14 protein-coding genes are annotated in these 13,470 nt (G+C 41.5%); 11 read left to right on the top strand and 3 right to left on the bottom strand.

Annotated elements, in window-relative coordinates; translation table 11 throughout:
• Positions 1 to 118 precede the first annotated feature (118 nt).
• Entirely contained in the window at positions 119 to 724 is a 606-nt protein-coding gene (gene msrA, locus ACT29H_RS05085; RefSeq protein WP_444820522.1) for a peptide-methionine (S)-S-oxide reductase MsrA, read from the top strand.
• 19 nt (positions 725 to 743) lie between these two features.
• On the opposite strand, the gene ACT29H_RS05080 is transcribed toward msrA, so the two are convergent.
• The 3 genes from ACT29H_RS05080 to ACT29H_RS05070 form a co-directional block, all read right to left on the bottom strand.
• Positions 744 to 1,268 (bottom strand): hypothetical protein, encoded by a 525-nt coding sequence (locus ACT29H_RS05080; protein WP_444820521.1) that lies wholly within the window; start codon positions 1,266 to 1,268, stop codon positions 744 to 746.
• Between the two features lie 97 nt (positions 1,269 to 1,365).
• Positions 1,366 to 2,139 (bottom strand): protein-L-isoaspartate(D-aspartate) O-methyltransferase, encoded by a 774-nt coding sequence (locus ACT29H_RS05075; protein WP_444820520.1) that lies wholly within the window; start codon positions 2,137 to 2,139, stop codon positions 1,366 to 1,368.
• Positions 2,123 to 2,551 carry a hypothetical protein gene (locus ACT29H_RS05070; RefSeq protein WP_444820519.1) on the bottom strand — a complete coding sequence of 143 codons (429 nt, stop codon included), beginning with the start codon at positions 2,549 to 2,551 and terminating at the stop codon, positions 2,123 to 2,125. The genes ACT29H_RS05075 and ACT29H_RS05070 overlap by 17 nt, the downstream gene beginning before the upstream one ends.
• A 323-nt stretch (positions 2,552 to 2,874) precedes the next feature.
• Here ACT29H_RS05070 and truA point away from each other — a divergent pair, with 323 nt between their 5' ends.
• From truA to ACT29H_RS05020, 10 genes are all read left to right on the top strand, one after another.
• A complete protein-coding gene (gene truA, locus ACT29H_RS05065; RefSeq protein WP_444820518.1) occupies positions 2,875 to 3,654 on the top strand; it encodes a tRNA pseudouridine(38-40) synthase TruA in 780 nt (259 codons plus the stop codon).
• Positions 3,655 to 3,775: 121 nt separating this feature from the next.
• Positions 3,776 to 5,023, top strand: coding sequence for a CinA family nicotinamide mononucleotide deamidase-related protein (locus tag ACT29H_RS05060; protein WP_444820517.1), 1,248 nt, complete (start codon positions 3,776 to 3,778; stop codon positions 5,021 to 5,023).
• A gap of 210 nt (positions 5,024 to 5,233) precedes the next feature.
• Positions 5,234 to 5,476 carry a 50S ribosomal protein L28 gene (gene rpmB / locus ACT29H_RS05055; protein WP_444820516.1) on the top strand — a complete coding sequence of 81 codons (243 nt, stop codon included), beginning with the start codon at positions 5,234 to 5,236 and terminating at the stop codon, positions 5,474 to 5,476.
• Between the two features lie 17 nt (positions 5,477 to 5,493).
• A complete protein-coding gene (rpmG, locus tag ACT29H_RS05050; RefSeq protein ID WP_444820515.1) occupies positions 5,494 to 5,682 on the top strand; it encodes a 50S ribosomal protein L33 in 189 nt (62 codons plus the stop codon).
• A gap of 12 nt (positions 5,683 to 5,694) precedes the next feature.
• Positions 5,695 to 5,847: a DUF4295 domain-containing protein gene (locus tag ACT29H_RS05045; RefSeq protein WP_444820514.1), complete on the top strand. Its 153-nt coding sequence runs from the start codon at positions 5,695 to 5,697 to the stop codon at positions 5,845 to 5,847.
• Positions 5,848 to 6,781: 934 nt separating this feature from the next.
• On the top strand, positions 6,782 to 8,269 hold the full coding sequence (locus tag ACT29H_RS05040) for a RimK family protein (protein ID WP_444820513.1): 1,488 nt from the start codon (positions 6,782 to 6,784) through the stop codon (positions 8,267 to 8,269).
• A gap of 142 nt (positions 8,270 to 8,411) precedes the next feature.
• On the top strand, positions 8,412 to 9,656 hold the full coding sequence (locus tag ACT29H_RS05035) for a carboxylate-amine ligase (RefSeq protein ID WP_444820512.1): 1,245 nt from the start codon (positions 8,412 to 8,414) through the stop codon (positions 9,654 to 9,656).
• 445 nt (positions 9,657 to 10,101) lie between these two features.
• Positions 10,102 to 12,147 carry a TonB-dependent receptor gene (locus ACT29H_RS05030; protein ID WP_444820511.1) on the top strand — a complete coding sequence of 682 codons (2,046 nt, stop codon included), beginning with the start codon at positions 10,102 to 10,104 and terminating at the stop codon, positions 12,145 to 12,147.
• 620 nt (positions 12,148 to 12,767) lie between these two features.
• Positions 12,768 to 13,061 (top strand): hypothetical protein, encoded by a 294-nt coding sequence (locus ACT29H_RS05025; protein ID WP_444820510.1) that lies wholly within the window; start codon positions 12,768 to 12,770, stop codon positions 13,059 to 13,061.
• A 9-nt stretch (positions 13,062 to 13,070) separates the two neighbouring features.
• Complete coding sequence (locus tag ACT29H_RS05020; protein WP_444820509.1) at positions 13,071 to 13,361, top strand: cell division protein ZapA; 291 nt, start codon at positions 13,071 to 13,073, stop codon at positions 13,359 to 13,361.
• The last annotated feature ends 109 nt before the right edge of the window (positions 13,362 to 13,470 follow it).

Here is a 13,470-nt window from a genome sequence, read left to right as displayed (position 1 = left end):
TTGTTCCGTTAATGATGGAGGGATGATGTTTTGTGCGAATTGTAAAAAATAAAATTTGCCACTAGGAGAATTGATCATTTTTGTGGGTTCCATTGATAAACAATTTAATTTTATACCAATGAAGCGTATATTTGCAATAATCATCTTTTTCAATTTTATATTTATGGGTATGACACAAAGTTCAAATAATTCGGCTCATGAAGTTGCCACCCTGGGGGGTGGTTGTTTTTGGTGTATGGAAGCTATTTTTGATGGCGTTCGCGGCGTTGAAAAAGTGGAATCGGGATACTGCGGCGGAAAGGTGCCGAACCCCACCTACAAGGAAGTTTGTAGCGGGTTGACAGGTCATGCCGAGGTGGTTCGAATTCATTTCAATCCGGAGATTATTTCTTATGCAGAATTGCTCACCATATTTTTTTCAGTGCATGATCCTACAACACTCAACCGTCAGGGAGGCGATGTGGGCGAGCAATATCGTTCTGTCATTTTTTATCATGATGATCAGCAAAAAAATACTGCTGAGAATATGATTGCAGATCTTGAAAACAGTAAGGTTTTTTCCGACCCCATTGTTACTGCCTTGACACCGGAAGCGCCATTTTATGTTGCGGAAGATTATCATCAGGACTATTATGAAAATAATCCTTCACAATCATATTGCCAGGTGGTAATTAATCCCAAAATGAAGAAATTCAGAGAACGATTTAAAGAAAAGCTCAAATAGTTCGTTGCCAAGGGCATCTTCAGGCATGAGGCATACGGCTGATTTGCTTCAGCAAATTACGTGCCTTGGCTTTAATTCCTTTTTTTTCGTCATGAAGGGCCGTCTGAAGACATAGTTGTAACTCATTTTTTAATTCCGGGTAGGAGGGTAAGAGATTGATGGCATATTGCATGGCATGAGCTCTTACTGCTGTTGGAACAGCAGGGGAAATGATCCATTGGAAACATTTGTCTAACAATTCACCATCTTCGATCGAAATCGCTTTCTGACTATTGATGATTTTGAGCAGAGAGCGCCGAACTCCGTTGAACGGGGTCGCTTTGAGAATGGTTCGTAAGTCCGCCAAATAAGGAGTCACCAATGCCGGCTCATCCCGGTATAATAGGTCGATGATCCAGGCGGTTCGCCACGCTCTTTTTTCGGGTGAATGGTTAATGGTTTTTATCAGTTTGGGGATTTCTTCCGGATGTTTGGATAGGAAAAGTATAATTTCTTGTTTGTTGACTTCTTCAAAAAGGTGATCTAGCTGATATTCCCAGTCCATGAGTAAATTGAATGTGCTTTGTTTAAAAAAAAAAATCACTGAAAGTAAGTTTCTTATCTTGGTTTGAATCCCTGGTCTTATGACAATCTGATAGATTTTAGTGGTACGATTTTATCATGGGAACAAAGCGTACGGGCAGAAGCGTTGTTTGTTTGATTCCATGGGGTTTTTTGACAACTTTTTTCAGGGTTTGAACACTATGAACCGGTCCAACCGGTAGAATCATGATTCCCCCTGTTTTAAGCTGGTCTATTAATGTTTGAGGAATGGTCTCCGGTGCTGCGGTGATAATGATGGCGTCGAATGGTGCTTCTTCAGGCCACCCATTATAGCCATTGCCACATTTTACTTGGACATTGGTATATCCGTTGTTACGCAGGTTTTCCTGAGCCATTTCCGCCAGTTTGGGGATGATTTCAATGGAATAAACTTCTGCCCCTATGGCGGATAATACAGCGGCTTGATAGCCCGATCCTGTGCCTATTTCCAGTACTTTATCTCCGGGTTTAATGTTTAATGCCTCGGTCATATAGGCCACTATGTAGGGTTGAGAAATGGTTTGGTCAAATCCTATTTGTAGCGGCCGATCGGTATAGGCATACTCGCGCATATTGTAAGGGACAAACAAGTGACGAGGCACTGTTTGCATGGCTTTTAAAACGGCTTCAGATTTAATACCTCTGGCTTTTATCTGTGAGCGCACCATGGCTTCCCGTTCTTCCTTATAGGTTGGATCATCTGCGTGCAACATAATATTGGAACATAATAAAAGAAAGAGAAAAAAGATGCCCCGGAATAGTCCAGGAACATCTTTTCCCCCAACGTTTTTGAGGTTTTCCGAAAAAAAGAATAAGTTAGCTTTTGATCCCATTGTGTTGGAAATGTTTTTTGATTTTGGCTATCATTTGCCGTTGGGTCATTTTATCGGCGGTTTCTGTGACCAGTTTTACCGAGCAAAACAATGAATGTTTTTTTAGCTCTTTTTCAAAATGTTTTTTGGTGTTGGATGGTCCAAATATAAAAATTTCTGTCGTATCAGGATTGATTGATTGAAGTACTTTTTCATAATACTCACGCAGTTGCTGATTTTTTCGCTGCGTCATTTTTTTATTGACATCCACGAGTACGGTCCCGGTTCTGGAGCCCGGTTTCGCTTCCCGAGGGTTGTGCGATCGTAATTCTACATCAGATTCAATGGTCAGAATTTTTTCCTCTTTTCCATCTGATAAACTCACCATTACTGCTTTGTTGGTGTCCATCCAAATGCCAACTTGTCGTTTCATGTTTTGCTGTTTTTTATGGTTAATATTACAGGGTTGACGATACAAACCCCAATAATTCTGACGGATACTTTGGTTTTGATGATTACGGAATGTTTATCTGCTTTTCCGATACATTGAAGAGCTCGTTCTTGGATAGGTGTTGTTGTGGTGTAATTTGTTTGTAGTCATGTAAATATAGTTTTATAGAGGGTGAATAATTTGGATTCTTAAGATACAAAATGGAGGAAGAAGTGTCAATGGATTTCTGAATCCGCCGGAATTGTTGTTTAAAATTGGTCAGGATTCTGTTTCTTTGCAACAGAAACTAAAAGGATTGAAAACCTATGTCCAGATATTTTCTCGAACTGGCATATTTCGGAAAAGATTTTCACGGATGGCAGAAACAACCCAATGGTGTTACCATCCAGGAAACGCTTGAGAACACCCTTTCTACCTTGTTGCGTTTCCCCGTTGCGCTTACCGGTGCAGGCAGAACCGATGCCGGTGTACATGCTTCCTATTTTGTGGCTCATTTCGATGGGGACGGAGAGCTCCCGATGGAAGAGAATGTTTTAGTTCAAAAATTAAATGGTATGTTGCCTTCCGCCATAACCATTTTTTCTGTTTCAAGGGTGGCTGATGACGCTCACAGCCGGTTTAATGCCATTCGCAGAACTTACGAATACCATCTCACATTGCAAAAGAACCCTTTCTTGGCCCATTTGGCTTATCGGCCGTGGTTTGTCCCCAACTTAGAGATTATGAATCAGGCCGCAGAGAAGCTAAAAGACTATTCCGACTTCACCAGCTTTGCTCGCCTGCATGGGGGTAACAAAACCAATATTTGCACAATTGAAGAGGCCTTCTGGGAGAGACGAAACAATAGGTGTGTTTTTGTTATCAGTGCCGACCGATTTCTCAGGAATATGGTTAGGGCCGTTGTGGGAACTTTACTGGATGTGGGGAGAGGCAGAGTTTCGGTCGATCGGTTTTGTGAAATTATTGAAGCTAAGAGTCGTGGCCAGGCGGGAACATCTGCTCCTTCGCACGGATTATATCTCACGGATATCAGATACCCCGACGATGTCTTTGTCCGCAAGGCAGATACCCTGTTGGATTTCTAATCGTTTGCAACGTAAGATGTCTGTTAGGGAGGCAAAAATATTGGCTGTTGTCAGAACAGAACCTCTTTAAAACCATTATCTTTGCCTTTTCTGAATTTTTCTTTCCAAAAATGATAGTTCCATGATCGAAATTATTACCATCGGCGACGAGTTGCTAATTGGTCAGGTGGTGGATACCAATTCTGCCTGGATGGCTGCTGAACTTAATAAAGCCGGTTTCGAAGTTATTCGTATTACTTCTATAAGAGATCGTAAGGATGAAATTATTCAGGCTCTGGAGAATGCCTTTCAAAGAGCCGATATTGTCTTGATAACAGGTGGGTTGGGGCCTACCCGGGATGACATTACCAAACAAACGCTTTGTGAATTCTTTAATACGCGTCTGGTTTTTAATCAGGCGGTCTATGACGATATGAAGACTTTTCTCAAAGGACGTGTTTGTAAAATAAATAAACTCAATGAAGGTCAGGCAATGGTACCCGAGAGCTGTGAAGTCATTCGCAATCCCATGGGAACAGCACCTGTGATGTGGTTTGAGAAAAAGAAGGAAGTGGTGGTTTCGATGCCCGGCGTGCCTTCCGAGATGAAGTATGCCATGACGCACAGCATTATTCCCAAACTCAAAGAGAAATTGGATACCGGTTATATCATTCATGAAACCATTCTGGTTTACAACATTACGGAAGCAGATTTGGCCGAGCGGCTCTCCGAATGGGAAAATCAATTACCCGAAGAGGTGAAGCTGGCCTATTTGCCGGCTCCGGGCCGGATCAGACTGAGACTTACGGCCCGAGGGCGGGATAACCAATTGCTTGAAAATTACATTGATGAGGCCCTTCGGGGACTTTATGACATTGTAGGGGATAATATTTATGGCGATGAGGACCTGCCTGTTGCCGAAATGTTTGGAAACTACTTCGGAACAACAGGAAAATCGCTGGCCATAGCCGAGAGTTGTTCCGGCGGATACCTCGCTCATTTGATCACATCCATACCCGGTTGTTCGAACTACTTTAAAGGAAGTATGGTGACTTATTCCAATGAGCTAAAAGCCGCTGTTCTGGGGGTTCGCCCCGACGATCTGGAAAAATATGGTGCTGTCAGCCAATCCGTGGTGGAACAGATGGCGATGGGGGCCCGAAAAATAGCCGGTACTGATTATGCCATTGCTACTTCCGGAATAGCAGGGCCGGGAGGCGGTAGCGACGAGAAGCCGGTGGGAACAGTATGGATCGCCTGGGCCGGGCCGGATCAAAAAATGATCAGCAAATGTTTTCGGTTTGGTAATAACAGGGAACGGAATATCATTCGTACTTCCGAAACGGCATTGATTGAATTGATGCAGTTGATGCGAGCCGGGATGCTTTAATGCAAGATCATGCTTAAAGGTTCTTGACCTGATTTAATATTTTTAGTGTACTTTGTGGAAAATGATACGGAATGGCAGGAGAGGGAATGGTAAAAATTATTACAAATCTTTGTTCTACACGCAAAATATAGCACAAAATGTTTGTTTATTTTCAGAAAAATGCCGTATTTTGCGCTCTGTTTGAAAAACGTATCGAAAAACGGTTGAGCAATGTCAAAAGTTTGTGAAATAACAGGAAAAAGCTTTCAGGTTGGAAACAATGTTTCCCATTCAAAAAGAAGAACTAAGAGAAGGTTTAATCCCAATCTTTTAAAGAAAAGGTTCTATTTGCCTGAAGAAGATCGCTGGATTACCCTGAAGGTCTCTGCTGCAGGACTCAGGCTGATAAATAAGCTGGGATTGAAATCAGCGCTTGATTCAGCCAAAAAGAAAGGTTTTATTTCTAATTATTAAAAAACGGAGGGTAAATCATGGCAAAAAAAGGAAAAGGAAATCGCGTGCAAGTTATTTTGGAATGCACCGAACATAAAGACAGCGGAATGCCCGGAACTTCGAGATATATTACTACGAAAAACCGTAAAAACCATCCGGATCGTCTTGAACTGAAAAAGTATAACCCCATTCTAAAACGTTATACCATTCATCGGGAAATTAAATAAAATCTATAAACCATGGCCAAGAAAGCAGTTGCATCAGTACAGAAAGGTGGAGGGAAAGGACATACCAAAGTGATTAAAATGGTTAAATCCCCCAAAACCGGTTCCTATACTTTTCATGAGGAAGTGGTTCCTAACGATAAAGTAAAGGATTTCTTTAAAAAGTAATTTTATTTTCCCATTGCTTGGGAATTCAAAATATGAAAGGCAGTCTCTATTGTGGAGATTGCCTTTTTTTGTGGTTGTTTTGATAGTATTTCACCAATGTGCTTCATTCCGGATACTCGTCACATGCTCCCCCGGGCTGCCTGAGCTTACAGAAGGCAGCTTGGGGACCCACTTAAAAAAGACAACGTTCAACCCGAAAAATGCATTAGAAAATCTATTACGAATTAAAATTGCTGCCAATCAAGTCGCAAGCTAACTTGTTTCCATTCACCATAGCGATGCTATGCCTCATTTCAACAAGTTCTTGATTGATTGCACTTTTAATTCTCATGACGAAGTTCTAATGCATATTTCGGGTTCAATCTTTCTGCGCGGACCTCCGATATTTGCTGAAACTTGTCTGTAATCGCCCTAAATACGCTGAAATATGAAGTCTTTTCAGCGGATAAAATAAAATGGCCGTTTTGAGAACAACGAATGCAAATTTGATATAATATTACAGCCGAATTTCTAATCGCGTTTTTCCATGATAGACAAGTGTTTTTTCGGTCAATTAGAAAGGCCGGGCTTTCTCGTTTCGAGCTCATGAATCGTATCGGAATGTAATGTGCCGTCATGCCATTTTTTCGGGTAATAACTACGAGATAAACGACGGGCGAAATTCATCATCTAGGTTGTTTTGTAGTACCGACGATCCGGCTTTTTATGTTCAATCTGTAGATAATCTTTTTCATGTAAGGTTATATTAATGATGGATGCGGTAGGTTTAAGTTCCGGCTTTTGATTGGGCTTAAACTTTATTCCCCCAATCTAACTGCAAACAATCAACGACTATAAACGAACAATTATAAACCATAAACTATTCCCCAGTGATTCATCATAGTTTTTCTTTTATCCCGGTACGCCATAGTACCAAAATCTCATTTGGAACACGATGAATAAGATCATTGTCGTCAACCAACCTTCGCGCTGGTTTTGGGACATTCCGGGTGTTGAAGTCGTTTCGTCGCGTCGCTATCTGAGCGATGAAAAATATTCAAAGTTGAAGAATGTCAGAATTTTTAATTTATCGAACGATTATGCCTACCAAACCCGTGGGTATTATGTTTCATTACTTGCTGAGGCTCGTGGGCATAAAGTGATACCTTCGGTTAAAAATATTCTTGATCTGAAAGAGCGATCTCTGGTAAAAAGTGTGTCTGAAGATTTAAATGAATTGGTTCAGAAGAGTTTGAAAAAGATACGTTCCAAAGAATTTGTTTTGAGTATCTACTTTGGAAAGAATGTCTCAAATCAATATTCCCGGCTGACCAGAGAGATGCATAAATTGTTCCAGGCGCCGTTTTTGCGGGCCCGGTTTGTGCATAACGGGGATAAATGGGAGATCTATTCGGTCAGAACCATTCCTTTCAAAGAAATTCCGGAGCACCATTTACCGTATGTACAGACCTTTGCCAGAGAGTATTTTGGTCGCAAAAGGTATGAGTTTGTCCGAAAGGATAAACATCTGTATGAGTTGGCCATCCTCACCAATCCGAAAGAGATAGCCCCTCCTTCCAACAAAAAGGCGCTGGAGGCCTTTGCCTTGGCAGCGGAAAAATTGGGATGTTATGTCGAGTTTATTACCCGCGATGACTATAACCGCATTCCCAAATTTGATGCCCTTTTTATCCGCGAAACAACGGCTGTCAATCATTATACTTATTTTATGGCGCGAAGGGCACAAAGTGAAGGACTGGCCGTGCTCGATTCGCCCGATTCTATCTTGAAATGCGCCAATAAGGTTTATTTGTCGGAATTGTTGAACGGTGCCAAAATTCCAACGCCCAAGACGGTGGTTTTGTCTTCCGATAATCCCAAAGAGGCCGATAAGATGGGCTATCCCTGTGTGCTGAAGTTGCCCGATTCATCCTTCTCGCGGGGAGTGGTTAAAGTCAGAAACAGAGAGGAATTCAGAACCAAAGTGCGGGAAATGCTCAAAACTTCGGATCTGCTCCTTTTGCAGGAATTTATGCCTACCAAATATGATTGGAGGGTCGGAGTTCTTAATAATGAAGTGGTGTTTGTCTGTAAATATTACATGGCTGCCGGTCATTGGCAGATCTACAACTGGAATAGCCCTAAAAAATCGGATGTGGAAGGAAATTTTGATATTCTTGATCCGCAAAAGGCACCTCCCCAGGTGCTCGACATCGCCCTTAGAGCGACCAAACTTATTGGAAATGGCCTCTATGGGGTAGATATTAAGGTGGTGGATGGTAAGCCTTATATCATCGAGATCAATGACAATCCTAATATCGACAGTGGTGTTGAAGACGGTCTTCTAAAAGAGGATCTTTATAAAAAAGTGATTCAATATTTACTCGATCAAATAAATCACGAAGTTGCCCGACAATGGGGCGATGCAAAATTAAATGAATAAACGCGGCCTGCTTCCTTGTATTTTTGGATTCGAATGTGAGTCATTGACTTTTCAGGTTTTTGGCTGCGCTGCCCGATTAGCTTTGGGAAAATGTTTGAACGATGCGTTTTCAGGGTTCTTTATTACAATTAATAATATGTTGATGAAGAGGAAAAAACAATACCATCTTTTTGAGGTTACAGGGGTGGAACTGGAGTATATGATTGTGGATCGAAATAGCCTCAATGTTAAGCCCATTTGTGATGATCTATTGCGACAGGTAACCGGTATAATAACCTCTGATTTTGAAAATGGCACCATCGCCTGGAGCAACGAACTGGTCAATCATGTGGTTGAGTTAAAAACAAATGGGCCTGTTCAATCTCGGGTAGGCCTTCATCAGGTTTTGCATGAAAATGTTTTAGAAATCAATCAGATTCTTAAAGGTTTCAATGCCATGCTCCTCCCCGGAGGGGCTCATCCATGGATGAACCCTTACCGCGAAACACATCTGTGGCCTCATAAATACCATGAAATATACCATCTTTACGATCGGATATTCAACTGCAAAGGGCACGGCTGGAGTAATTTGCAAAGCACCCATATAAATCTGCCTTTTAGCAATAACGATGAATTCAAACGCCTTCATGCGGCCATTCGGTTAGTACTTCCCATTATACCGGCAATTTCGGCCTCGACACCTTTTCTTGATGGCCAATTTACCGGGTATCACGACAGCAGAATGGAAGTTTACAGACATAATCAGGATAAGATTCCTTCTATTGCAGGCGTAATCATTCCGGAGGCTGTTTTTTCAAAAGAGGAGTATCATCAACAGATATTTGACCCCATTGTTCGAGATCTGAAACCGTTTGATCCGGACGGAATATTGGATAAATACTTTCTTAATTCACGTGGCGCAATAGCTCGTTTTGACCGAGGTGCCATTGAAATCCGGATTATTGACAACCAGGAGTCGCCATTGGCCGACATGGCGGTGGTGGATGCGGTGGTTGCGCTCATAAAACTGACAGCAGAGGGCTTTTTCGGCCCCCTTGATGACCAGATAAAGTGGAACGCGTCTATCCTATCAGAAATATTCCTTGAAACCATTCGTGAGTCGGATGGGGCTGTCATTCAACATGGTGCTTATTCCGGATTCTGGGGGTGCCAGGAAAAGCGGATTAGTGCGGGCGACTTGTGGCGTTTTTTATTACCATATCTTAAAAGGGAAATGGATGCTGAATACTATTCCGTAATCTCTATGATAATCCATGAAGGTCCTTTGGCCCGGCGACTCATAGCCGCTATGGGAAATGATTATTCTCAGGAGCATTTTCGGTGCATTTATAGTCAATTGGCACAATGCCTTGACCAAAACCGATTGTTTATGGTGCCATGTGGATAATATTGGTCTAATTTCTTGGCTTGCCGAGATGCGGATGGCACGTTTTTTTTGTCCATGATCTTGTTATGTAAATTGTTGCTCTGCTCGTTTCATCTCTGTTTAATTGGGATTCCGTTTTCGGATGCATGCGCATCGATTCCTAGAATCAAAAGCATCATTAAAAAAACATGCGCATCATTTCCAAAAACATGCGCATCATTTTAAAAAACATGCGCATCGTTTTAAAAATCATAAGCATGTTTTGCTAAAATCATAAGCATCCCATTTGCAATCCTACGACTGAAAAAATCTGGGGATGCAAATTGAAAATTTGTGAATAAGGGTTTAGTACCAATGTTTTAGCCATATTTATGCCGTATTTATACATACTCTAATGTGACAAATCTACATTGTCATGCTCGTTTCATATCTTTGGGGCGTTTTAATCTTTAAAATTTTAATAATTATGAACATTAAAAAGTATTTTTCTTTTTCTGAAAAGCTGGTGTTTGTACGCTGGCAAAACCGCGGTTATGCGATTTTCAGTACACTCCACCGCGAAGTGAAAATCGGTGTTTTGGCCGCAACCTATTTTATCAGTCTGGGTTATATGAATACGTTTGCCAGAACAGAGACTGATTCCATCAGTAATAAAATCCGTCTTGCCGAGGTAGAGGTGACCGCCCGCCGTGCGCCGGCGCTATATACCGAGGTGGGCCGGCTCATTACCGTTATTCCGAGGGCCGATATCGAAAAAATACCGGTGCGTAGTCTGCAAGGATTGCTTAAGTATGTGATGAATGTGGATGTTCGGGAACGTGGACCTCTGGGGGTACAAGCCGATTTGAGCGTTCGCGGAGGGTCGTTTGACCAGGTTATGATTTTGCTCAACGGAATCAATATTACCGACCCGCAAACGGGGCATCACAATTTGAACCTTCCGGTGGATCTGAGCAGCATTGATCGCATTGAAATCATTGAAGGGCCGGCAGCAAGAGTTTATGGTCCAAATGCTTTTAGTGGGGCCATTAATATCATTACGGCTACGTCCCGACAAAATAAAGTATCTGCCGAAATAATGGCTGGAGGTCACGGCCTTTATCGCCTAGGTGGTACTTTGAATCATAATTGGGGGAATACCACTTCCTATTTGTCGGTTAACCAATCTGCCAGTGACGGTTATATCGATAATACCGACTTCGATCTCCTCAATCTTTTTTATCAATTTCGTTACCAAAAGAACGGAGAAAGCCTCAATTTTCAAACCGGATATACCGAAAAGGCCTTTGGTGCCAATTCTTTTTATACCGCGCTTTATCCCAATCAGTTTGAAGAAACCCGCACCCTCTTCTCTTCGCTTGGCTTTCAAACCGGACAAACCATTCAGTTGAAACCTTCCATCTATTGGCGTCGGCATCACGATCGGTTTGAACTGTTCCGTAATGGAGAAAATGCCCCCGATTGGTATGGTGGTCACAATTATCATATGACCGACGTGTTTGGAGCCAGTGTAAATGCCGTAATTCCCTGGGTTTTGGGTAAAACCTCGCTGGGGGGAGAAGTTCGTTCGGAAAATATCTGGAGTAATAATATCGGGTATGAGCTCCATGAACCTCTTGAAGTGCCCGGCGAGCCGGATGCCCTGTTTACCAAAAGTTACAAACGCGCCAATGCTTCTGTTTTTATAGAGCATAACATAAAAGTTGGCAATTTTTCCGCGTCGGGTGGGGTGATGGCCAATTTTAATTCTGGTCTTGACGATCGGATGAAATGGTTTCCCGGGGTTGATCTCAGCTATTGGGTCACTTCTCATTTAAAATGGATGGCCAGTTACAATCAATCGTTGCGCATGCCTTCTTTTACAGACCTGTTTTATCAAGGACCAACCAATGTGGGAAACCCCGATTTGGAACCCGAAGAAGCATCTTCCATCGAAACAGGTTTCCGATATGTAAGCACGGCCTTAACGGGACATCTTAATGGTTTTTACCGAAAAGGCACCAATCTAATTGACTGGGGAAGAAAAATCGGTGATGATGTTTATACGACCACCAATGTGAACAAAATAAATGCCTGGGGAATAGAGGTGGGTGCCACCCTCATTCCCGCAAGCATTGGCATGCCTGTGATTGAAAAAATAGAGGTGAGCTATGCCCGGCTCGACCAGGATAAAAAACCGATAGAAGGGTATGAGTCGGTTTATGTTTTGAATCATCTGGCTCATAAACTCAATATAGGAGTTGATCACAAAATTGTGGGAGATTTATCGGCTCACTGGAATTTTCTATTTCAGGATCGGGTAGGGGCGTTCACACGATCAGTGGATGCCGAAATGGTGGAATACAAACCTTATTGGCTTGCCGATGTGAGAGTTACCTGGCAGAAAAAGGGATGGAGAATTTTTGCCGAAGCTTCCAACTTGTTTGACCGTGATTATTATGATCTGGGAGAATTAAAACGCCCCGGGCGATGGATCTCTGCCGGCCTCAACTTTGTGTTGAACTATCAATAATCTTTGCAAAATCTAAAGATGGTTAGTTTTATTAATTGTTAGATCTTTAGATCCATAAAGGCTGAAGTTTAATTTTGCCTGTGAAATTAGAATGAAGCTTTGCATTACGGGCAGAAGAAAAAATGGTCTGGGTGAATTTTCAATCATCTACATTGAGCGAAAAATTATTCGTAGGGTCCAATTTAGCAATATTGTTAATCCAAAGTGTTTAATGTTCTTGCAGAATTGATGATCATAAAACACAACGAACACGTTTTATTAAGGCTGCTAAGATTTCTTGGCAGCCTTTTTTGGAAAGGGAAAACGAAAATTCTGATTGGGTTATTTAATATCTTTGGAAATATTCCACGACGGAGAAGCTCAATTCCTCCTTTGTTTAACTTCTCTTTTTTAGTAATGATTTTTTTTTCTAAGGGATTTTGGGTAATTTTGGAACAATGTTAATTTTGTCCTTGAAAGTCCTGAATTATTCGTGAGATTTCAACGTCTTTGAATAAAGAAGCATAAAAGCCGGAAAACAACGGTGTAGAGCTTGATGGGATTAAGGTTATTATGGTAATAAACTAAATATTGTAGTTTATTTATAGAATAAATTAAAGTTTGATTTTTTATAATAAACAATGGTTAATCCAAATTTAGAATTGGTTGCTGAATTGGGAAATCGGATTGACCGACTGGCCGAGTTGTACCAGAGTGTAAAACGTGAAAACGAATTATTACGAAATGAAGTGGCACAACTAACCGGTCAGCTGAAAGAAGCTGTCGCTTCCAAAGCAGAGGTTGAAAAACAACTCGAGTTGGCAAAAATGGCAAAGGTACTTGAAAGTGGAGAAGAGGATATTCAGCAAACCAAAAACAGGATTAATCAAATTGTGCGGGAAATTGACAAGTGCATTGCACTTTTAAATCGTTAAGTACATTAAATGGATGATAAGCTTTCCATACGGGTAAATGTTGCAGACCGTTACTATCCTTTGAGGATCGATAGGGACGATGAGGAGAAAATCAGGAAGGCTGCACGTCTGATTAATGAGAAAGTATTACAGTATAAACAGCGGTATCATGACAAAGATGTCCAGGATTTTCTGGCCATGGCTTCATTACAATATGTTATAAAAATGCTGGAGCTTGAAAACAAACAGGATCACCTGCCCATAATAGATGCCGTAAAAGACTTAAACGATAAATTGGATGCAATATTAGCCGAAGAATAGAAGGAGTTGCATTAATAAAATATTGGATACCCGCACTTTATCCTGAATGCACCGAATCGTGACAATTGGGTGTATAAAACTAATCAGGAGAAAGTAGCGGATTTTTTTT

The organism is Thermophagus sp. OGC60D27, from assembly GCF_052400625.1.
Lineage (GTDB): Bacteria > Bacteroidota > Bacteroidia > Bacteroidales > Marinilabiliaceae > Thermophagus.
This window is presented reverse-complemented; position numbering and strand designations above follow the sequence as displayed.